This window comes from Larkinella knui (assembly GCF_003858645.1).
Lineage (GTDB): Bacteria > Bacteroidota > Bacteroidia > Cytophagales > Spirosomataceae > Larkinella > Larkinella knui.
This window is the reverse complement of sequence record NZ_RQJP01000001.1, coordinates 1265538-1286526: the sequence shown is the minus strand read 5'-3', so window position 1 is coordinate 1286526 and position 20989 is coordinate 1265538. Positions and strand designations below refer to the sequence as shown.

Below are 20989 nucleotides of genomic sequence, written 5' to 3'. Positions count from 1 at the left end.
CTATCTCTACTAGTTAACCACGAATGTCTCAACAGATCCTCCCGTACCAGGACAGCATCCTTCAACTAAAAGGCCCCATTTTCGTCTTCGGAGCCAGCGGCTTTATCGGCGCCAATTTATTCGATCAGATTTTTCAACTCCGCAAGGATTGTTACGCACTCACCCACGATGCGACCAAAGCCTGGCGGCTAAAACTGCTGAATGTACCGGCTGAAAATGTAATCCACTGCGATATTCTCTCCCATAAATCGGTTCAGGAAATTTTCGACCGGTATAAACCCCGTACCATCTTTAATCTGGCGGCTTATGGAGCCTACAGCAAACAGAAGAACGTCAATCTGACGTACGAAACCAACGTAAACGGCACTGTCAATATTCTGGAAAACTGCACGCCGGAAACGGTCTACATCCACGCCGGAAGCAGCTCGGAATACGGTTTTAACTGCACCGCTCCCAAAGAAACCGACCGCGTCGAACCCAACAGCCACTACGCCGTTTCCAAAGTTTCAGCCGCTTACATGCTGGAATTTTACGCGCGCGTCCACGGTTTGAAAACCTTGAATTTGCGGTTGTATTCGATCTATGGTGGCTGGGAGGAACCCGACCGGTTGATTCCCCGGCTGGTGGAAGAAGCCCGGAAAAATACCTTGCCCCCACTCGTTTCGCCCGACATCAGCCGCGATTTTGTTTACATCGACGATTGCGTGGAAGCCTTTGTTCAGGCGGCTTTAAAAGTGGATAAAACGATCAGCGGCCGCTCCTATAACATCGCAACGGGCCAGAAAACCACCATGCGCGAGTTGGTCGATGCAACCCGCAACACCTTCGATCTGACCATCGAGCCTGTCTGGGGCAGCATGGGAAACCGGCAGTGGGACCTCAGCGACTGGTATGGTGACCCCGAAGCCGCCAACGCCGACCTCGGCTGGAAAGCCCGGACTTCCCTGCGTACGGGACTCCGGAAAACCGCCGACTGGCAAATTCAGCACGATTATTCCGGTCGGGTGCTGCCGGCATTTGCCAATCCGACGCTCAACCCGGTTATTACGGCCATTATAGCCTGTTATAAGGACGCCCAGGCCATTCCGATCATGTATGAGCGGCTGGTCAAAACGTTTAATGAAATGAAGGTCCGGTACGAAATTATTTTCGTCAACGACAATTCGCCCGACAATCAGGAAGAAGTGATCGACGGGATTTGTGCGAAAGATTCGAACGTGATCGGCATTACGCATTCGCGCAACTTCGGATCCCAGTCGGCTTTTCTAAGTGGTATGGAAATCTCGACCGGTGATGCCGTCGTGTTGATGGACGGCGATTTGCAGGATCCTCCCGAAATCATTCCCAGTTTCTACGAAAAATGGCAGCAGGGGTTCGATGTGACCTACGGCGTTCGGGTTCAGCGGGAGATGCCGCCCCACGTCCATTTTTTTTACCGAACCTTCTACCGCCTGTTCAAGAAAATGTCGTACATCAACATTCCGGTCGATGCGGGGGATTTCTCGATGATCGACCAGAAAGTGGTTCGGGAACTGGTGGCACTCCCCGAAACCGAGCAGTTTCTGCGCGGACTGCGGGCGTGGGTGGGTTTCAAACAAACCGGCGTCGATTACGTCCGGCCGGAGCGTATGTTCGGCGTTTCGACCAACAACTGGACCAAGAACATCTGGTGGGCGAAAAAAGCGATTTTCTCCTTCAGCTTTGCCCCCCTCGAATTGATGTCCTACGCCGGGTTTATCCTGACGGGTTTGTCGCTGGTGGGCATTCTCTGGCAGATTCTGGCCAAATTTGTGTTCTTCCCAAATACGCCGGCCGGTTTATCAACGGTGATTATTCTGGTCATGCTGTTCGGCGGTATCAATCTGCTGGGGGTATCATTTTTGGGTGAATACATCAGTAAGATTTTTGAAGAGACAAAAAAACGCCCCAAATTTATTCGGACGAAAGTTCGAAAAGGCGAGCAAGTGTATAAAACCGCATCCGAAATCCGGGCGCTGGTGGAAGCGAGAAAGACGAAATAAGTATACGGTTTTCGGTTTTCAGTTTTCGGTGGCTGACGCATGTTTGTAAGCGCATGCGATGTATTGCGACAGCCACCGAAAACTGAAAACCGAAAACCGAAAACTAAATAATTATGCGCAAAGAATTTTCAGCTGCCATTGAACGCATCGCAGCTACCGATGAGAAAATCATTTTCATTACGGGCGATCTGGGGTATAATGCACTCGAAAACGTGGCGGCCATTATGGGACCACGCTTTATCAACGCGGGGGTCGCCGAACAAAATATGGTGGGAGTAGCCGCCGGAATGGCGTATAAAGGCTATAAAGTATTTTGCTACAGCATTGCTCCGTTTGCCGTATACCGGTGTCTGGAGCAGTTCCGCAACGATGTTTGTCTGCATAATTTGCCGGTTTTTCTAGTTGGAAACGGCGGAGGTTATGGGTACGGTATTATGGGATCGACCCACCATGCCATCGAGGATCTGGCTTGCCTGAGCGGTTTGCAGAACGTCAAAACCTGGATTCCGGCCTTTGCCGACGAAATTGATCCGATTGTCGATCGCATCGTTGCCGACGGCCGTCCGGCTTATCTGCGCCTGGGTGCTGGTCCAAAAACGCCGGAAGGAAGCGAAACCACCGGTTCGTTCAAGAAAGTGGTCAGCAGCGAAAACCCGAAAGGAACCGTTGTGGCGCTGGGTCCGGTGGCCGCCAATGTTCTGAAAGCCCTGCAAACATCCGACACGCTGGGCCATCAGTTCGACGTATATACCGCCATGAACCTGCCCCTTGATTTACCCAGTGGACTGGGACAACAGTGGGCCGATTCCCACAATCTGCTGATCGTGGAAGAACACGTTAGCATTGGCGGTTTGGCCCAGCAACTGTCGGTCAAGCTGCTGGAAAACGGTTTGTCGTTCCGGCAGTTTGTCAGCCTGTCGGCGCAGGGGTATCCCGACGGCTTGTATGGTGACCAAAGTTACCATCAGCAGCAATCCGGTTTGGATTCAACCTCTATTCAGGAAAAACTGGCGGCTTTTCTGTGAAAATGAGTTGTTTCGCGGAGAGAAGCGGAGGCAATCGGAGTTTAGCAGAGTTACTCGTTTTGTAGGGCCTGATGGAATCGAAAACACAACCTTTTCCGGTGAAAGACATTCGGCCAGCAGCAGCTTCCGGCCTATCCCTGGTTGTAGGCGGGCTGGTATTGCTGGTGCCCATCCTCGTATATGCCTGGATGTTCAGCCGGTATGCCATCAATATTCCGAAATACGACGACCACGCGCTGAAATTATTTCTCCTGGAGCTGGAAAAAGCCGGTACGCTCCGCGATAAAGTCTACGAATTTTTCAAGCAACACAACGAACACCGCATTGTATACGACCGCCTGATCACCTGGCTGGATTATACCCTGACCGGCAAGCTCAATTATGTGCACCTGATGGTGGTCGGAAATCTGAGCCTGGTTTTGTTACTTGCCGTGTTTGTCAGGGCTTTGCACCGGGCCGGAGGCCTGATCTGGATGGCCTTGCCGGTTTCGCTGCTGTTGTTTAATCTGTCGCAGTGGGAAAACATGTACTGGGGCATGGCGGCTCTGCAAAACTTCACCGTTGTGGCGCTGGCCGTGGCAACGTTTTACGAACTGGCATTTAAAAACCGCGTGGGCTGGCGGGCCATTGCGCTGGCCGTTGCCGCCACGATCACCAGCGGCAACGGTTTGATGATCTGGCCGGTGGGGCTGGTTCTCATCTTTCTTCGGCAGGATTATGCGGGCGTCCTGCGGTGGCTGGCGGCTCTGGCCATTTCCTTCCGGCTTTATTTTCTGGGATACGGAAACCCGCCCGGCAATCCGACTGATCAGGGTTCAGTCCTGGATAAGTTTCACGGCTGGATGCTCTTTCATGGCGCTTCGGCCGAGGCTTTTCCGATTCAGAATTTCATGCTCACCTGCCTGGTCCTGGGAATACTGGTCATTGGAATAACCGCCGTAATCAGCCTTTCGGCCCTTTGGCAGCGGTTTTGGGGGACCAAACTGACGCCGTGGCAGTTGTTCTTTCTCGGTGGCGTCGCCTTCATCGTGGGCACGGGGCTGATCGTTTCGTTTAACCGCGTAGGTTTTGGAATGGGAACCTTAACGACCAGTCGGTACAAAATCTATTCCCTCACCTTGCTGGCCTTTCTTTTTACGTATTGGATTGCGCAATCCAGTCCGTCCCGGCGGCCGCTGAAGGCGGGTCTGGCAACGGGATTTAGTTTCCTGATGGCCTTTTTTTCGTACACTACGTACCTGGACGAAACTATTTATTTACGCAAATACCTGTCTACCAGTCAGTTTAACTGGACGTATACGCAAAACCGGCCCGTTTCAACCATCGATCCGCTCACCCGGAAACTGATCGACAATGCCCCGGCTTTCTACGATGCTACTTTACCATCCCTGTACCGAATCCCGAATAATACCGCCACCATTCGCCCGGATACCTTGTTCAAAGTCGATGGCGACTATGTGACCCGGGTAGATTCATTTCCGGCTTTGGGACTGCGCGACGAGGGCGCGTATCTGGTTGCCCGGTCGGCCCGCCGAATTTATCTTTTTCCATCCCGGCAAAACCTGTCCGGCAGCCGCCGGAGATGGATCAATCCCGGTTCTACCTTTGGTTCCGGTTTTACGGCGCAGTTCCTCGAAGCCGAACTGGATGCCGGCACCTATGCACTCCAGATTCTGGCGGTTGGGCCGGCGAACGAATGGCGGTTTTATGCAACCGGACGTCAACTCATTGCCGCCGGAAAACCCGCTAATCAAATCAAGAAAAACTGGTAGTCTACTGGTTTCCGTTAACCGATGTCACCTTTGACACCCGCGCCCGAATCCGTTCAAAAAGAAAAACACTACCTGATTCAGCTGGACGGACTCCGGTTTCTGGCCGTGACGCTCGTCCTGTTCGATCACTGGCTGGGCGAAAAAGTCCGCTTGCCGCTGGGGTATTTTGGCGTAAATCTGTTTTTTGTCCTCAGCGGTTTTCTCATCACCCGGATTCTGATCCACAGCAAGCAGGCCGACGACCGGCTTCAACGTTCACACCGGCATTCGCTGCGGCAATTTTACATCCGGCGCAGTCTGCGCATTTTTCCCGTTTATTACCTGACACTCATCATACTGGCGGTGGTGGGATTTCAGGCGGCCCGCGAGAATCTGGTCTGGTTTCTGACGTATACGCAAAACTTCTGGATCCTGATTCACCACACCTGGTTCGGTGCGCTGGACCATCTGTGGTCGCTGGCGGTGGAGGAACAATACTACCTCTTTTTCCCGTTTCTGGTGCTTTTCATGCCGCTGCGCCGTTTGCCGGTCATTCTGGGGTGTTTAATTGCCCTGGCCCTGCTGGTTCGCGTGTATTTATACGCCACACAGGCATCCTGGATCATTCAGTTTGTCATGATGCCCACCTGTCTGGACGCCTTTGGTTTTGGCGGTATTCTGGCCTATCTGCTGGTTTTTTACCCGGAGCAATTTACCAAAACGGTCGGAAATCCCCGGTTTCTGCTGGCCAGTATGGCCTTGTATGCCGTCAATGTTTACCTTATGTCGACAACCTTGCCGCCCCGAAATAGTTTTACCGATATCTTCGACCGCTTTTTCACCTCCGTATTTTGCTTTTTTCTAATCGGTAAAGGTGTGATTGGTTATCGCGGAATTATGAAATGGTTCCTGGAACATCCCGTCAGCAGTTACCTCGGCCGGATCAGCTACGGATTGTACTTATTCCATAATCTGGTTTTCAATTATTACCACACTCCGCCCGACTTTATCACCGTGCGCGCCTGGAACCGGATTCTTCGCGAATTCCCCGTTCTGACCGGCACCGGAGCCGATATGGCGCTGAAATTCTTGTTTTTTTACAGCATTACCGTGGCCGTGGCAACGGTATCGTGGTTTTGCATTGAAAAACCGTTCAATGCGCTCAAAGACCGCTTTGCCTACAGCCCTTCCTGAACAATTCTCCGGTTTGCTGGCAAATTAAAGGTGATGTTCGTACTTTTGGTCATTTCCAACATGACAATCACACGTGGACGCAGGGCAACTGGGTTGGTTTAAAAGAGAAGCGAAGGACGCCGATTTATCCAAATCACCCGCTATTTCGGTGGATCAATCGGCCACTATACCTCAGACAAAATCGTCGTCAACCATTTCGTACCTGACCCAACTGGATGGCGTACGGTTTATTGCCGTCGCGCTGGTGCTCTACGACCACTGGATGGCCGAACGCAATTCCCTTCCGCTGGGCCCGCTGGGCGTCACGATCTTCTTTGTTCTCAGCGGTTTTCTCATCACCCGGATTCTGCTCAGCAGCAAAGAGAAACTGGCCGGAAGGCCCGACGGACTGAGTTTTTACCTCAAGACATTTTACATCCGACGAACCATCCGGATCTTTCCGTTATACTATTTTTCACTGCTCATTCTGTTTATTGCCAATGTACCGCTGGTGCGCGAAAAAATAGTCTGGTGCGTCTTGTATGCCACCAATATTTACATTGCCTACTACCAGCAGTGGATGGGGGTTATCGATCATTTCTGGTCGCTGGCAGTGGAAGAACAGGTGTATCTTATTTTCCCGCTTTTACTTTTTTTCGTCCCTCGCCGACAGGTTCCGCTGACCATGTGGCTCCTCATTGCGGGCAGTGTCTGCTTCCGGTATTTTCTTTACACCCAACACTATTCCTGGGTGGTTGCTTACGTATTTACCCCGGCCTGCCTGGATTCGTTCGGTTTGGGCGCTTTGCTGGCGTACCTGTGGCTCTATAAAAAGGAATGGCTTCAGAAATTGTTTTCCACCTCCACCGGATTCGTCGCCAGTCTGGCCGTTTATGTCTTGCTGGTAGGTGTTGCCAAATCCTACGACGATCCGCATAATGTGGTGGCAGAAGTCTGGGACCGGCTGGCCGGATCAGTGCTCGGTTTCTTCCTGATCGGGCGGGCCGCGATTGGTTTTAAAGGCTGGATGCGTTGGTTCCTGGAGAACCCCGTCAGCCGGTATTTAGGGCAAATCAGCTACGGTTTATACATCTTCCACAACCTGATATACAATTTTTATCACACCCCGCCGAGCCACCCAACCATCCGGATCTGGAATAAAATGACCACGCTGGTGCCCGCAATCGATCAGTTCTTCGTATTAAAATTTTTCTATTTTGCCATTTTGACGGTAATCGTGGCTTCCCTGTCCTGGTTCCTGCTCGAAAAACCGATCAATTCGCTGAAAGACCGGTTTTCATACTGAAAATTCCCAGCCAGTACGGGCCCGGCGATCCATTAAATAAATGTTAGACCCGGTGGAGTACAATATATATATCCTATTCCGCTATCTTTGTTTCATTAATCATCACAGCGGCACTATTCGCTAATCATCAGAACTATTGAGTAGTGCTATGAACCTGTTTCTCTCCAGCAAATGAGTCTACACCTTTCAATAGTAATGCCGGCCTACAACGAGGAAGAATGTATCCACGAAGTTGTAGAAACCTGGGTCGATTTACTCAACCGTCAATTTCCAACCGAAAACACGCGTCTGATTGTCATTAACGACGGCTCTAAAGACCGCACCGGTGCCATTCTGGATTCGTTGAAACCAAAATATCCCACCAAATTAGAGGTGGTTCATACGCCCAACGGCGGCCACGGAAACGCGGTCGTTCGTGGCTATCATCATGCCGTCGCGCTGGGGTCCGATTATGTGTTTCAAACCGACAGCGACGACCAGTTTGTTACCGACGATTTTGCCAAATTGTGGGCCAAGCGGTATGAATCGAATTTCATTCTGGGCTACCGCCAGATTCGGTTCGATGCACCCGCCCGGCTGGTGATCACCCGGATTCTGAAATTTAGTCTCTTTCTAATCTACGGAACGTATATTAAAGATAGCAACATCCCGTTCCGTCTTATCAACGGGGTTTACCTCAAAAAGCTGCTGGAACAATTGCCAGTTCCAACGCCGTTTGCGCCCAATATTTTTCTGGCGGTCATGGCCCGGAAAGCCGGTCAGAAAACATTCGATATTCCCATCGTTCATAAAGAGCGTTTGACGGGCACAGTCTCTATTTTACGGTGGAAACTGATCAAAGTTTGTATTCAAAGCTTTCAGGAACTGGCCGAATTCCGGCTGGAACTGGGCTCGAAAGTGAAAGCCCTGAAGGCCGTCGATGTCAAGCAGCCCGTTAAAATGTAAGTAACCAACTGCCAAAAGCGACCATTCGCCCACGATGACGCAGATTGTACGGATCGCCACAGAGTTTATCTGCGAAAATCCGGCCGGTTTGCGTCATCGGCATTTTAGTTTTACTGATCGTCTTGCTTCGCATTCACGTACATGACCAAAAAACAGCTCTGGATCGGAATCGGTATTTTAACGCTTATCCTGGGGGGCTATTTCGCCTACCGCTGGTGGAAAGCGCCCGCCCGATCGACCTGGATGCTGATTCCATCGGATGCGCTGCTGGTACTTGAAAGTTCGACGTTGCAGGATACCCTCTCGAAACAGGCGCAACTCAACGAAATGGCGCTTCAGACAACGCCGATTTTTCAGGAAGCCGCCCGAAGTATTGAAAAGTTCGTCTGGTCGCCCCTCGATACGGCCAGTGCCCTCCAGTTTCTGCGCGACAAACCCGTCTGGTATTCGCTACACCCCACGTCGAAGGACCGCCTTGGGTTTATTTTTTACATTCCCATCGGCTCGCTTCAGGATCAGCCGTTTGTCAACCGGATTCTCAATCCGGATGCCGACCGATTCCGGGTTCTCAGCCACCCTTACGAGGATACTAAAATTCACGAATTGCTCACGGTGCGCAATGAATCGCTCGGCTCCTTTATCGTGCTGGATGATTACCTGGTCGGAAGTCCATCGACCATTCTGATGGAAAGTGTCGTCCGGCGAATGAAGCAACCGTTTACGGAAACACCGCTGCAACGGGCCGATGTTTCGCTCATCCGGCCGGGCAACCTGGCGGGAATCTACGTTCGCAGTTCGGTTTTGTCGGCCATTTTATCACCCCACGAAGCGAGTACAGACTACCAGTCCAAATACATCAAAGCCTTATTGCCCACGGAGTTACTGACCCGGTTCCGTCAATCGCCCTCCCGTTCCCACCTCATCGGTCTTTCGACGGACGACATCGGGGCCAAAACCGCACTCGCCAATCTCTTCGACCGGCAAACGCCTTTTCGGATCAACTGTGGTAACCTGATTCCCGATCAGACCACCACTTTTTTTCATTTTAGCCTGAGTGATGGCCCTCGCTTTGGCAAAGCACTGACGGCTTTTATCAATTCGGAAGACGAACCCGATACGCGCGAAGGGCGCCGAAAACTTCGTCCCCTGCTCCAGAACGAGGAAAATGGAATTTATAAATACGTGGGGACGGAGATTGCCCTGCTCCGTCTGGATGCGCCTTCGGCCGACCGGCGACTGGTGATGCTGATCCACTCTCCCAACGTCGACCGCCTGTGGGACCGCTACCAGCTGGCGGCTCTGCTGGCGTCCGGAACGGATCATGTTTCGAACACAAAACCCTTTTTGCAGTATCGAATTTCATCCATTGAAGCGCCCGACTTACCGGCTTTTCTGTTTGGCGGTCTGTTTCGCGGTTTCGAACAGAACTGGCTGGCTCAGGTCGGCGACTACCTGGTTATTGCCAATGGCCAGGGCGTTTTACAGGAATACTTACAATCGGTCGACCAGCGCACGGTCTGGTCGGAATCGTACCGGCAGCGGGATTTGCTCACCCAAACCCTGCGTCCCGCCAATTTTACCGCCTATACCCGGTTTACACGGGCCGGAGAATCCGTTACGGCCAACTGGCCCCAATCCTGGCAACAACTTCTGAATCACGACGAAACGGCACTAGACAACGTCGAGAATCTGGTTTACCAAAGTACCTACGGACGGGAACGGATTTATTCATCGCTCATCCTGGGCCACACCACACGACGCGCCAGTGAAGCGGTTTTAAACCGGGTTTTTCTCCAGCGCAAGCTTCCCCTCAACGCTCCTCTGCTCAGTCAGCCGATGGTCATCGGCGATTTCGTTGGTAGTTCCGGCGTCATCTGGGCGGTCGACAATGCGCAGCAGTTTATCCTCATTACACCGGAAGGCGAAAAACACACGCTGGGCACGGTCAACGGCCCCGTGGTCAGCCCACTGGTTCCGGTCGATTTCCTGAACAACGGGCGCTTGCAATACGTTTTTGCCACACCCCGCTCACTCTACATCGCCGACCCGGTCAACGGTTTAGCCAAACTACAATCGTTCCCGCTCCCCGAAGGACTCGAACCGGCAACCCTGATGGCACCCCGTCGCGATCAAAACCGGACGTTGATTCTGCTGATGGCTCACCACAATGGCAGTGTTTACGGTTTTGACCGGCAGCAAAAACGATTTGTGCGATCGTTTGCCGTAACGGGCACCGAAGGCGCGGGCGTTTCGGCCTTTCACGCCCCCGTTCGGAATCAATCCCTTGCCGTGATTTCGGTGCAGAAAGAAGGAAAATTGTATTACTGGAATGAAAATGGGGGTTCTGTCCCCGGTTTTCCGGTTGATTTAAAGGCGGAAGTAACGGGGCCGGCCTGGCTGGAAACCGGTAATCCGGCCACGATCACGACCTTGACCCGGCAAGGTGAACTAACGAGTATTTCGTCCGAAGGGCAGATTCTGGAGCGAAATCAGCTGTTCCGACCCATTCGCCGGGGCTCGTTCCAGTTGCTGCCCGAAGTCAATCAGAATGGCTATTTATTGCTGCGGACGTCGGATACCGAAGCGGCTATTCTCGATCGGAAAGGCCATTCTCTGTTTGAGGTGCGGGGCCTGCGGCCGGGGCAGACCACCATCCGGTATCACGTTCTGGGTTCCGGAGTGAGTCTGATCAGCGTAAAATCCGGCAATTTTACCACCCTGTACGACCTGGCGGGTCATCCCGTCGGCGACCGGCCCATTCCGGGTAATTTTCCGGTGGAACTGCAATTTTCACCCACCCGAAACAAATTATTTGTGTATAGTACCGACAACAAAGCCGTTCAGATCTGGTCGGTGAAGTTGCGTTAACCTGTCATGTATGAAAATTGGCGTTATTGCCCGGTATCTGATTCTGCTGGTTTCAATTCTTATTTACATCGGGAGTTGTAATTCCGATGTCATGAATTCTGCGCAAAAAAAGGGACTTATACCCGACGATTACCGCTTTGGGGATCTCTACCGAATGGCCAATCTGCCCCAGTTCAAGGCCCTGCAAATTCCCTGCCCGCCCGCCTATCCGGCCGATAGCCCGCGTAAACCCATCCATTTGTACATCATCGGCGACAGCTTTTCCGAACCTCCGCGCGTGACCCTGAAGGATTTTCCGATTGACTATTTTCACCGGACCAAATGGGGATTTGACCGGCGCGTTCAACTGGACACGACCAAAACCAACACGCTCATTATTGAAACCGTTGAGCGCCATTTCCGGAATCAGTTTGGCAAGTACATTACGGATCTGAAGGTGGTTTCGGATACGACCAGGGCAGAACCGCAACCCCAAAACCGGCTAACGTGGCAGCAGATTACGAAGGAAATGGAAACGCTTTTTTCCCGGGATGCCGTGGAAGGCCGTCTGGAAACCATCTTGTTTTTTACGGACTGGGCGCTGTGGTTTAAAGATCTGAAAGCCTGGTTAACTCTGGACTGGTTCGGTCGGGTGAATCCCCGAACCACGCTGACACCGGACGGCCAACACCTTCTGTATTACATGGATACAGACACTTCGTTAATTAACTCTTCGTTCAAACCCATTTCTGACTCGCTCCTGAATCATTACATCGACACCATTAACGTGGTGGCCGATCGCTATAAAAAAGCCGGTTTCGACCATGTTTATCTGTCCATTATTCCCAACAAAACCAGTATTTACGCACCGGGAATGGGACCACTGCCCTACAATCACCTCATCGAACGCGTCCAGCAAAGTCCACGGTTGACGATCCCGGCGATTGATGTATACACGCCGTACAAAGCCAGCCGGGTTCCGCTGTATGAAACCAGTGATGCCCACTGGAATTGCGAGGGTCGGGCCATCTGGATGCGGGAAGTGACCAAACGATTGAATGCCGACACCCCCTGATATCAACAAAAAAGCTTATCACAGTCAAGTGATAAGCTTCGTGAAGTAGGATGTAGCGGGCTCGAACCGCTGACCTCCGCCCTGTCAAGACGGCGCTCTGAACCAACTGAGCTAACATCCTGTGGTGGTTTCAGGGTCACAAAATTAGGAGATTTCTTCGGTTTCCAAACGCACCCGGTAAACTTTTTGTGATGGAATGCGCCACAAAAGCAGTAATCCGGCCACAAACAGGACCAGTAACGCCAGGACACTGTTGCGCATACTCCCCGTAATTTGCTCGATTAGCCCGTACATCAGCGTTCCAATTACGATCGATAGCTTGTCGGTAACGTCATAAAAACTGAAATACGAAGCCGTGTCCTGCGTGCCTTCGGGGATCAGTTTGGAATAGGTCGCCCGCGAAAGCGCCTGAATACCGCCCATAACGAGCCCAACAACAACGGCCAGCACATAGAACTGGGTTTCAGTCATCACATAATAGGCCCCCACGCAAATACCAACCCAGATCGTTACGGCAATCATCAAGGCGTAAATGTTGCCGAACCGTCCGGACAGTCGCGCGAAAAGAATGGCGCCCGGAATGGCAATCAATTGAATCAATAAAATGGTAATGATCAGGCTTTGGGCGGGCAATTTTAATTCATCGCTGCCAAAAATCGTGGCAATGTACATCACGGTTTGAACCGCCATGTTGTAAATAAAAAATGCCAGCAAAAACTGTTTGAGCATCTTCTGTTTCTGGACCTGAGAATAGACTTTTTTCAATTCCCGAAAGCCATTAAACAGCCAGCCAGCCGACGTAGCGGTCCGGATTCGGCGTTCGGCCGCTGGCAAATACCGGAATGAAAGTTGCGCGAAACCAAACCACCAGATGCCGACGGTCAGAAATGAAATCCGGGAGGCCATGGCGCTCGACATGCCGCCGTACCAGTGCGGAAACAGAATCATCGTCAGGTTGAAAACCATCAGCAGGACACTGCCGATGTAACCCATCGTAAAGCCACGCGCACTAACGCGGTCAATCTGGTCTTCCGTGGCAATTTCGGGCAGATACGAATTATAAAAAACAATGCTGCCCCCCCATCCCACCATGCTGAGAATAAAACAGAAAACCGCAAAGGTGGTGGTCTCCTGCGTAAAAAAATACAGCAGCGCACAGCTGATGGAACCCAGAATACAGAAGAATTTCATGAACGCTTTTTTCTGACCGCTATAATCGGCCAGGGCCGACGAAAACGGGCTCAACAGCGCAATCAGCAGGAAAGAGGCCGAAACCGAATACGAAAAGAGGACTGAATTTTTAACCGAGAATCCCAGAAATGAAATGACGTTTCCGCCCGCTTCATTCAAAGCCGTTGCGCTGAAATAAACCGGAAAAATACTGGAGACGATAACCAGGGAATGGACAGAATTAGCCCAGTCGTAAAGACACCAGGCATTGATGATACGGGGGTCATTTTTCATAAAAAAGAGGACTTAGGAACTTAAGAATGAACGATTTGGAAAATCAGACTTAATAGTAGTAAAACCAGTAATTCAATCCTTGTTTCTCTACTCTTTTTTATAATACCGGACATAATCGATGGTGAACGTAAACGGAAACTTGGTGTAATCAATGAAGCCTCCGCTGGTTCCACCCAACGCCAGATTTAACAACAGGTAATGCGGCTTGGTAAACTGCTGCCACTCGGCCGGGGTAAGATCACTGGCTTTATAGATCGCATAATTGAAATCGTCGATATACATCAGGATCTGGGTCTCACTCCATTCGAGGGTGTAGGTATGAAAAGTAGTAGACAAATCAGTGGTGGCGGGCGAAATACTGATTAATGGAGCATCCTTACCGCTTGCATCCGCCTTGTGGAGACTCCCGAAAACAAACTGGGGAGCCAAGCCGAGCCATTCCATTATATCGATTTCGCCACAGGCCGGCCAACCCACCACATCCCGGTTTTTACCCAACGTCCAGATGGCCGGCCAGGCCCCTTTACCATCCGGCATTTTGGCCCGAACTTCGATTTTGCCGTACAAAAATTCGGCTTTCCCTTTCGAAATGACACTGGCGGAACTGATCGGATTCGATTGAAAATTGTCGTTTAAAGCCGTAATCACCAGATTACCATTTTCAACCCGGCTGTTTTGCAGCCGTTTGGGGTAATAATATTGAGCCTCTTTATTTCTGCTAAAACCAACTTCATACGTCCAGCGCGTGGAATCGGGCAAGCCGGTATAACTAAATTCGTCACCCCACACCAGCTTATACGCCGGCTTGGGTTCAGGTTCGGCCTTGTGTTTACAGGCAGTGAAGAATACCGCAAAGAGCGCAACCACTAAAAAAGAATAATTCATAGGCTAAGTTACTGCTTCAGAAGGTCCAGTAAGCGTTCGGGCTCATCGGTCGTTATGAAATCCACTTTCCGTTCCAGAAACCATTTCATGCTTAGTGTCTCATTCACCGTCCAGACATTGACCGTTAGGTTTTTCTGTTGTGCCTGCCGAATCCAGTCTTCTTTTAAGATAAATATTCCGTAGTAATAATCCAAACCCGAAAGTTTGTCCGCTGCTACCTGTTCCGGCGTCTGATCGCCATTGAGGTAGACAACGTTGGCCGTGGGGTCGATCTGGCGCATTTTTTTACAAACTTCATAATCGAAGCTGCTGTATTCCACCAACGCCTGGGCTTTCATAGCCTTCACCAGTTCAATGGCCTTTCGGGCCGTAGCAAACGTACGGTCCTGGCTAATTCTGGACCCTTTTATTTCAATCATTAGCCGCGTTTTAGCCTGCTGAACACCTTCAGCCAGAAAAGACTGTAAAGTCGGCAACGTTTCTCCATTGCTCAATTTCAAGGCCAGAAGTTTTGAAGAAGGTGTCGTTTCGATTGAAATACCCTGAAGAGACGTATCATGATTGATAAACAAAACCGAATCAGCCGCCATCTGCACATCGAATTCACTGCCGTAACAACCCAATCGAATGGCTTGCCGTAGCGATGCCATCGAATTTTCGGGCGCACCAACGGCTTTCCAGGCTCCGCGATGGGCAATCACTTTCGTGGTGTAAACAGGTGTCGAAACCGGATCTTTTTTTGAGGAACACGCAACGAACAACAAACCGAAGATGACAGACCGTATGCAATTCTTCATACTATGATTAAACATTCATTCGTAAAAGTCGTCTTTTTCTTCAAAAATCGGATAAGTACGGTCTAAATAATCACCTAATCCTTAAAAATAAGGAACAGGCTAAACTTCTGGCCGATAAACGCGGTTAATTTTACAGTTCAACCCTGCCCATACCCTTCATGAACCGACTTTCCCGGGAAACGAGTCCCTATTTGCTGCAACACGCTCACAATCCAGTCGATTGGTTTCCGTGGGGGCCGGAAGCGCTACAAAAAGCGCAACTGGAGAATAAACCGATTTTGGTTAGCATTGGTTATTCGGCGTGCCACTGGTGCCACGTGATGGAGCGCGAATCGTTTGAAAATGAATCGGTTGCGAAGGTCATGAACGACCATTTCGTTTGCATCAAAGTCGACCGGGAAGAACGCCCGGATGTCGATTCCATTTACATGGATGCCGTCCAGGCCATGGGTGTGCAGGGCGGCTGGCCGTTGAATGTGTTCCTGATGCCCGATGCCAAACCGTTCTACGGACTGACCTATCTCCCACCCAATCAATGGGTTAACTTACTGACCAGCGTACGGTCCGCTTTTGACGAACACCGTGATCAACTGGCCGATTCGGCTGACGGTTTTGCGCAGCAGTTGAATATGAGCGTTTCGGAGCAGTATTACCTGACTGATGCGGCCCCGGCTTTTACCCGCGAATTACTGGATTCCATGTACCAGAAACTCGCCGGATCGTTCGATCCCGTCAAGGGTGGGCCACGCCGGGCGCCTAAATTTCCAATGCCGAGCATCTACGGTTTTCTGCTGCGGTATTATTTCATTACTAAAAATGAGGAGGCCCTAAGCCACCTTAGCCGGACGCTCAATTTTATGGCCCTTGGTGGAATTTATGACCAGATCGGTGGCGGCTTTTCCCGGTATTCGGTTGATGACCAATGGTTTGCACCGCATTTTGAAAAAATGCTTTACGACAACGGCCAATTGGTTTCCCTCTATTCCGAAGCCTATAGTCTTACCCGAAGTGCGTTGTATCGCCAGACGGTTTTCCAGACAATCGACTTTCTTCAACGCGAGCTGACCAGTCCGGAAGGCGGTTTTTACTCGGCTTTGGATGCCGATAGCGAAGGCGTTGAAGGGAAGTTTTATACCTGGACGACAGCCGAACTGCGGGCGATTCTGGACGATGACTTTAGCTGGTTCAGCGAGTTGTATCACCTTGCTCCCGATGGCAACTGGGAGGAACACGAGGGCATAGGTCGCAATATTCTCCACCGGGTCATTGCCGATGAAGACTTTGCCCGGATGCAGGGCTGGACGCTGACCGAACTAGCCGAAAAGCTCACCGCAACTCACCAGAAATTGATGGCCGTCCGCGCTACGCGAATCCGCCCCGGTTTGGACGACAAAATTCTGTGTTCCTGGAATGGCTTGATGTTGAAGGGATTAGTTACTGCCTACCGGGTTTTCGGAGCGGATTCTTTTTTAAAACTAGCCGAACGGAATGCCGGTTTTATTCGGGAAAAATTGACTAACCCGGCCACCGGCCAACTCTGGCATAGTTACAAATCCGGCGTAAACGGCGCGGCTGGTCATGCCACAATTACCGCTTATCTGGAAGATTATGCCGCGGTAATCGACGGATACCTGGCTTTGTATCAGGCCACTTTCAGGGAATCGTATTTGTTCGAAGCCGATCGCCTGGCCCGGTATACGCTGGATCATTTCTGGGATGAAGAGGACCACCTTTTCTTTTTCACCGACCAGGCCGGTGAAACCCTGATTGCCCGAAAAAAAGAAGTATTTGACAATGTCATACCGGCGTCAAACTCCATCATGGCGCATAATCTCTACACCCTCAGCCTCTTACTGGAAAAACCGGTCGATGGAGCACCGGCTTACACAGACCTGGCCAATGCCATGCTGGGGCGGGTTCAGCCGTTGCTGCAACAAAATGCCGACTACCTGACCCATTGGGCCGCACTGTATGCCATGCGGGTGCAACCAACTGCCGAAATTGCCATCGTGGGAACGGAGGCTGAAACACGCCGTCGGGAGATCGACCAGCGGTTTTATCCCAATAAAGTTTTGGCCGGAACGGAAACCGTAAGTGACTTGCCGCTACTGGAAAACCGCACACCGCTGAACGGCCAGACGGCCATTTACGTCTGTTACAACCGGGCCTGTCAATTGCCGGTAACGACTGTTGAAGCGGCTTTTAGTACGTTAGGAGAATAAAAAGAGGGCGAAGTTGATTCAGAAAGCAGAAATTTTTAACCACCGATTAAAACGGTGGGCAACCCCAGCAAGATCGTGCCGCCGTGGGCAGTCGTATCACCCTGACGGGCAGCCGGTTTTCCACCAATGAAAACCGTGGCCGATCCCTTCACAATTGAGTCCGGAGGTCCGGCACACCTACACATAGCACCAACACAAGCCGCGGGCTGGCCGCCAATGAGAACTACGGCCTGACCCGGCGGCAAAACCGGGCCTCCCCCATGCGGCACGGCCCCCGTTACGAGCGGGCAAACGTGCATATCACCAACGCGGGCGGCTGGCATTCCCATGCCGTTGTTAAATTATTTTTATCATTTTCAGCACCATATAAACGCCACTGGGATAAGAGGCCCCTTTTTTATGGCTGAATATGGTCTTGCCATTAACGATGCTCAAATTTTTAGTCCGAACCTGCGAACGACCTAGTGTCGTAAGTCCTAAGCCGACCAGCAGGTAGAGGGCGACTAACATCAATCGGTGTGTGATTACTTTTTTCATACCAGTAAGCCAATTTTTACGTCTGGTTTCCGCATTGCAACCGGCCTAGACCCTTGAGGAAACGCTGATCCGTTTGGATGATCAAAAGTAGAAGCTATCGGCGACAATTCACTGCGTAGTTTCCCCTGTTTTGCAGCGTAAAAAATACCTTTTTCACGCATTTACCAACTTTTGCTACGAAATCCGACCCGGATTTTCGTTGGCGAAAGCCGACCAGGCGCCTTTTTTTGACTTTTTACCCGTTGATTTCGTACCGGGCAAGGCGTTTTTGTGAAAATGATGACAGATGGCAATCGCCAGTGCATCGGTTGCATCGAAAAACTCGGGATTGAGCTCGGCGTTTAACAAATGCCCGACCATGTGTGATACCTGTTCCTTGGACGCATTTCCGTTCCCGGTCACGGATTGTTTCACCCGGCGCGGAGAATATTCGACAATCGGAATACCGCGTGACAAGGCTGCGGCCATCGCCACTCCCTGGGCGCGACCCAATTTCAGCATGGCCTGAACGTTTTTTCCAAAAAACGGATCTTCGATCGCCATTTCATCGGGCAGGTGTTCTTCGATGAGCTGTATCATCCGGTCAAAGAGTTTCTTCAATTTCAGTTCGTGGGTGCTATATTTGCTCAGGTGAATGACACCGTATTGCAGCATACTCATCTGATCTTTTTGAATTCGGATGACGCCATAGCCTGCGATCTGCGTTCCGGGGTCGACTCCCAGAATAATTTTGTCGTACGATTCAAGTTCGGAAGCAGCAAGTGGGATTGGCATGGAATGGTCGTACGGCGTTTTAGCAACTCTATTATGCAAAGTAACGGGTTCGTCCCTCAAAGAACGTATTCAACTACCAAAAAAATCGTCTTTTGGTCAAAAATCGGTATTCTAGTCCTCATTGTCAGCTACATTATTTTTACCCTGCATCGCCAGCAACATGACCTCCAGTCGGTCCGCGCCTACTGGAAAGCCGCCAACTGGTTCAGCTGGCCCGCCATTCTCCTGCTTCTGCTTACGCCCGTCAACTGGTTGCTGGAAGCTCTGAAATGGCAAATTCTGGTTCGGAGAGTCGAACCGCTTTCGCTGAAGGAAGCCACCCAGGGCGTGCTGGCTGGCCTGGCGATGGGATTTGCCTTACCGGCGCAATTGGGCGACACGGCCGGGCGTCTGCTTTCGCTCCGCTCCGACCAACGCTGGCAGGGCATTGGTGCCGCGCTCGTCTCGGGCGGCATGCAGTTTTTAGCCGCCGTATTTTTCGGAACCATCGCCTTGTATAGCCAGCTTTATTACGGCTCGGGAGATCTGCCGGTTGCCCAATGGCTCCTGTTCTTTGCCCTGGTCCTGACGCTGCTTCTTGCGGTTCTGGCTACGTGGCAGCGCCATCGGGTACTCCATTCCAAGGTTCGGTGGGTGCGTCGCTGGGAAAAATACTGGTCGGTGGCATCGCATTACACCACCGCCGAACTCCTGCAGGCCTTCGGTGCAGCTTCACTCCGCTACCTGACGTTCTCGCTCCAGTTCTATTTTGCCCTCACCATCTTCGGCATTCATTTACCAATTCGGGAAACCGTGACGGGTATCGGGCTGGTTTACCTGGGAAAAACGATTATTCCCGCGTTTAATTTGCTGAGTGATCTGGGTGTTCGGGAGGCAACCTCCATGCTCGTATTCGGACAATGGCAGGTGCCGGCTCCACAAATTTTATCGGCAACCCTCACCCTTTGGCTTTTCAATATTCTAGCTCCGGTTTTGGCCGGCTTATTCTGGGTCTGGAAATTAAAGCTTTCAAACCATTGATTGATAATGTATTATACCCTATTAAGTATATCTCTAGTCTATGCACTATTTACGCTGATCCTGACTAGTAAGTGGTGGCGAATGACGATTTTTAAAGCTCCCGATTCGTTGGTGTTCACCAATTTACCTAAGATAAGTGTTATTATCCCCGTCCGAAACGAAGCCTATACATTACCCCTTTTACTCCAGGATTTACAGAATCAAACGTATTCGGCTGCTCATTTTGAAGTAATCGTAGCAGACGATTCCTCAACGGATAACACGCTGAAAATCACGCAGTCGCTAGTCGATCAGATGTCGTATTTCCTGTGCCCCCTGCCCCTTGCCAACGAGCCCACCACGTCTCCCAAAAAACGCGCAATCCGGCAGAGTATTACCGTGGCAACCGGCGATTTGATTGTAACGACCGACGGCGATTGCCGTGTGGGGCCGCGCTGGCTGGCAACCATTGCGGCTTTCTACCAGCATACCGGTGCCCGGCTTATCAGTGGGCCGATCAGTTTCAACCCCGATCATACCGTTTTTGGTAATTTACAAACTGTCGAGAGCAGCAGTCTCATTGGTGCGGGGGCCTGCACCATGGAAATGGGTTCGCCAACCATGTGCAATGGAGCGAATCTGACCTACGAAAAGCGCGTTTTTGAAGCTGTAGGCGGTTTTGATGGCATCGACCATGTGGCTTCCGGTGACGATGAATTGCTCATGCACAAGATCGCCAGCCACTATCCTAACGGTGTTAGATTCTTGAAAAGTCCGGATGCCATCGTTCATACGGCTCCCCAGCCTACCTTGCAGGCTTTCTACCAGCAGCGGAAACGATGGGCCAGCAAATGGCGAGCTTATCAAAGTTGGTTGCCGTCGGTGTTAGCGGTTTTTATTTTCGCGAGTAATCTGGCCGTACCCATCGCTCTGGTCGGCTATTTTCTATCGAATCTGACGGGCGATCAACTTTTCAGCATCGTAGCCTTGAAAGCTGTACCGGAGTGGCTATTTTTGGGCTCCGTACTGGCGTTTCTGAAAAAGAAAGCAAGCATTCTCTGGATTCCGGTAACGCAGTTGGTTTACCCGCTCTACGTCGTTTTTTTTGGCCTGGCAGCCCAGCAAAAAGGATTTAACTGGAAAGGCCGGACCCTGCGTTAACCGTATC

At 51.2% G+C, this 20989-nt stretch carries 17 protein-coding genes and 1 tRNA gene; 11 read left to right on the top strand and 7 right to left on the bottom strand.

Translation table 11 applies throughout. The annotated features are described in order from the left end of the window. The first annotated feature begins 23 nt into the window (after nucleotides 1-23). The 8 genes from EHT87_RS05245 (at nucleotide 24) to EHT87_RS05210 (ending at nucleotide 12143) form a co-directional block, all read left to right on the top strand. Complete coding sequence (locus EHT87_RS05245) at nucleotides 24-2021, top strand: NAD-dependent epimerase/dehydratase family protein (protein ID WP_124904543.1); 1998 nt, start codon at nucleotides 24-26, stop codon at nucleotides 2019-2021. 113 nt (nucleotides 2022-2134) lie between these two features. Further along, complete coding sequence (locus EHT87_RS05240; RefSeq protein WP_124904541.1) at nucleotides 2135-3046, top strand: transketolase family protein; 912 nt, start codon at nucleotides 2135-2137, stop codon at nucleotides 3044-3046. A 71-nt stretch (nucleotides 3047-3117) separates the two neighbouring features. Further along, entirely contained in the window at nucleotides 3118-4818 is a 1701-nt protein-coding gene (locus tag EHT87_RS05235; RefSeq protein WP_124904539.1) for a hypothetical protein, read from the top strand. 21 nt (nucleotides 4819-4839) lie between these two features. Then, nucleotides 4840-5991 carry an acyltransferase family protein gene (locus EHT87_RS05230; RefSeq protein WP_124904537.1) on the top strand — a complete coding sequence of 384 codons (1152 nt, stop codon included), beginning with the start codon at nucleotides 4840-4842 and terminating at the stop codon, nucleotides 5989-5991. A 73-nt stretch (nucleotides 5992-6064) separates the two neighbouring features. Continuing rightward, on the top strand, nucleotides 6065-7276 hold the full coding sequence (locus tag EHT87_RS05225) for an acyltransferase family protein (protein WP_310587512.1): 1212 nt from the start codon (nucleotides 6065-6067) through the stop codon (nucleotides 7274-7276). Nucleotides 7277-7447: 171 nt separating this feature from the next. Then, on the top strand, nucleotides 7448-8221 hold the full coding sequence (locus tag EHT87_RS05220) for a glycosyltransferase family 2 protein (RefSeq protein ID WP_124904535.1): 774 nt from the start codon (nucleotides 7448-7450) through the stop codon (nucleotides 8219-8221). 141 nt (nucleotides 8222-8362) lie between these two features. After that, nucleotides 8363-11089, top strand: a complete 2727-nt coding sequence (locus EHT87_RS05215) for a hypothetical protein (RefSeq protein ID WP_124904533.1) — start codon at nucleotides 8363-8365, stop codon at nucleotides 11087-11089. 10 nt (nucleotides 11090-11099) lie between these two features. Then, complete coding sequence (locus tag EHT87_RS05210) at nucleotides 11100-12143, top strand: alginate O-acetyltransferase AlgX-related protein (RefSeq protein ID WP_124904531.1); 1044 nt, start codon at nucleotides 11100-11102, stop codon at nucleotides 12141-12143. A 46-nt stretch (nucleotides 12144-12189) separates the two neighbouring features. Here EHT87_RS05210 and EHT87_RS05205 read toward each other — a convergent pair. From EHT87_RS05205 to EHT87_RS05190, 4 genes are all read right to left on the bottom strand, one after another. Next, nucleotides 12190-12264 (bottom strand) — tRNA-Val (locus EHT87_RS05205). A 23-nt stretch (nucleotides 12265-12287) separates the two neighbouring features. Then, on the bottom strand, nucleotides 12288-13607 hold the full coding sequence (locus EHT87_RS05200; protein ID WP_124904529.1) for an MFS transporter: 1320 nt from the start codon (nucleotides 13605-13607) through the stop codon (nucleotides 12288-12290). An 87-nt stretch (nucleotides 13608-13694) separates the two neighbouring features. After that, nucleotides 13695-14492, bottom strand: a complete 798-nt coding sequence (locus tag EHT87_RS05195) for a glycoside hydrolase family 16 protein (RefSeq protein ID WP_124904527.1) — start codon at nucleotides 14490-14492, stop codon at nucleotides 13695-13697. Nucleotides 14493-14500: 8 nt separating this feature from the next. Continuing rightward, a complete protein-coding gene (locus EHT87_RS05190) occupies nucleotides 14501-15289 on the bottom strand; it encodes a glycerophosphodiester phosphodiesterase (protein WP_185716145.1) in 789 nt (262 codons plus the stop codon). Nucleotides 15290-15447: 158 nt separating this feature from the next. Here EHT87_RS05190 and EHT87_RS05185 point away from each other — a divergent pair, with 158 nt between their 5' ends. Beyond that, on the top strand, nucleotides 15448-17511 hold the full coding sequence (locus EHT87_RS05185) for a thioredoxin domain-containing protein (protein ID WP_124904523.1): 2064 nt from the start codon (nucleotides 15448-15450) through the stop codon (nucleotides 17509-17511). A gap of 35 nt (nucleotides 17512-17546) precedes the next feature. Here EHT87_RS05185 and EHT87_RS05180 read toward each other — a convergent pair whose 3' ends face one another. The 3 genes from EHT87_RS05180 to ruvC all read right to left on the bottom strand — a co-directional run bounded on the left by EHT87_RS05180 (nucleotide 17547) and on the right by ruvC (nucleotide 18822). Further along, complete coding sequence (locus EHT87_RS05180; protein WP_124904521.1) at nucleotides 17547-17840, bottom strand: PAAR domain-containing contractile injection system baseplate protein; 294 nt, start codon at nucleotides 17838-17840, stop codon at nucleotides 17547-17549. 7 nt (nucleotides 17841-17847) lie between these two features. Next, a complete protein-coding gene (locus EHT87_RS05175) occupies nucleotides 17848-18048 on the bottom strand; it encodes a hypothetical protein (RefSeq protein ID WP_124904519.1) in 201 nt (66 codons plus the stop codon). A 174-nt stretch (nucleotides 18049-18222) separates the two neighbouring features. After that, nucleotides 18223-18822 (bottom strand): crossover junction endodeoxyribonuclease RuvC, encoded by a 600-nt coding sequence (ruvC, locus tag EHT87_RS05170; RefSeq protein ID WP_124904517.1) that lies wholly within the window; start codon nucleotides 18820-18822, stop codon nucleotides 18223-18225. Nucleotides 18823-18855: 33 nt separating this feature from the next. Here ruvC and EHT87_RS05165 point away from each other — a divergent pair, with 33 nt between their 5' ends. Both EHT87_RS05165 and EHT87_RS05160 read left to right on the top strand, forming a co-directional pair. Beyond that, nucleotides 18856-19842, top strand: coding sequence for a lysylphosphatidylglycerol synthase transmembrane domain-containing protein (locus EHT87_RS05165; protein ID WP_124904515.1), 987 nt, complete (start codon nucleotides 18856-18858; stop codon nucleotides 19840-19842). Between the two features lie 6 nt (nucleotides 19843-19848). Continuing rightward, the gene (locus tag EHT87_RS05160) at nucleotides 19849-20982 is read left to right on the top strand and encodes a glycosyltransferase (RefSeq protein ID WP_124904513.1); all 1134 of its coding nucleotides are present in this window, start codon (nucleotides 19849-19851) and stop codon (nucleotides 20980-20982) included. Nucleotides 20983-20989: the final 7 nt, after the last annotated feature.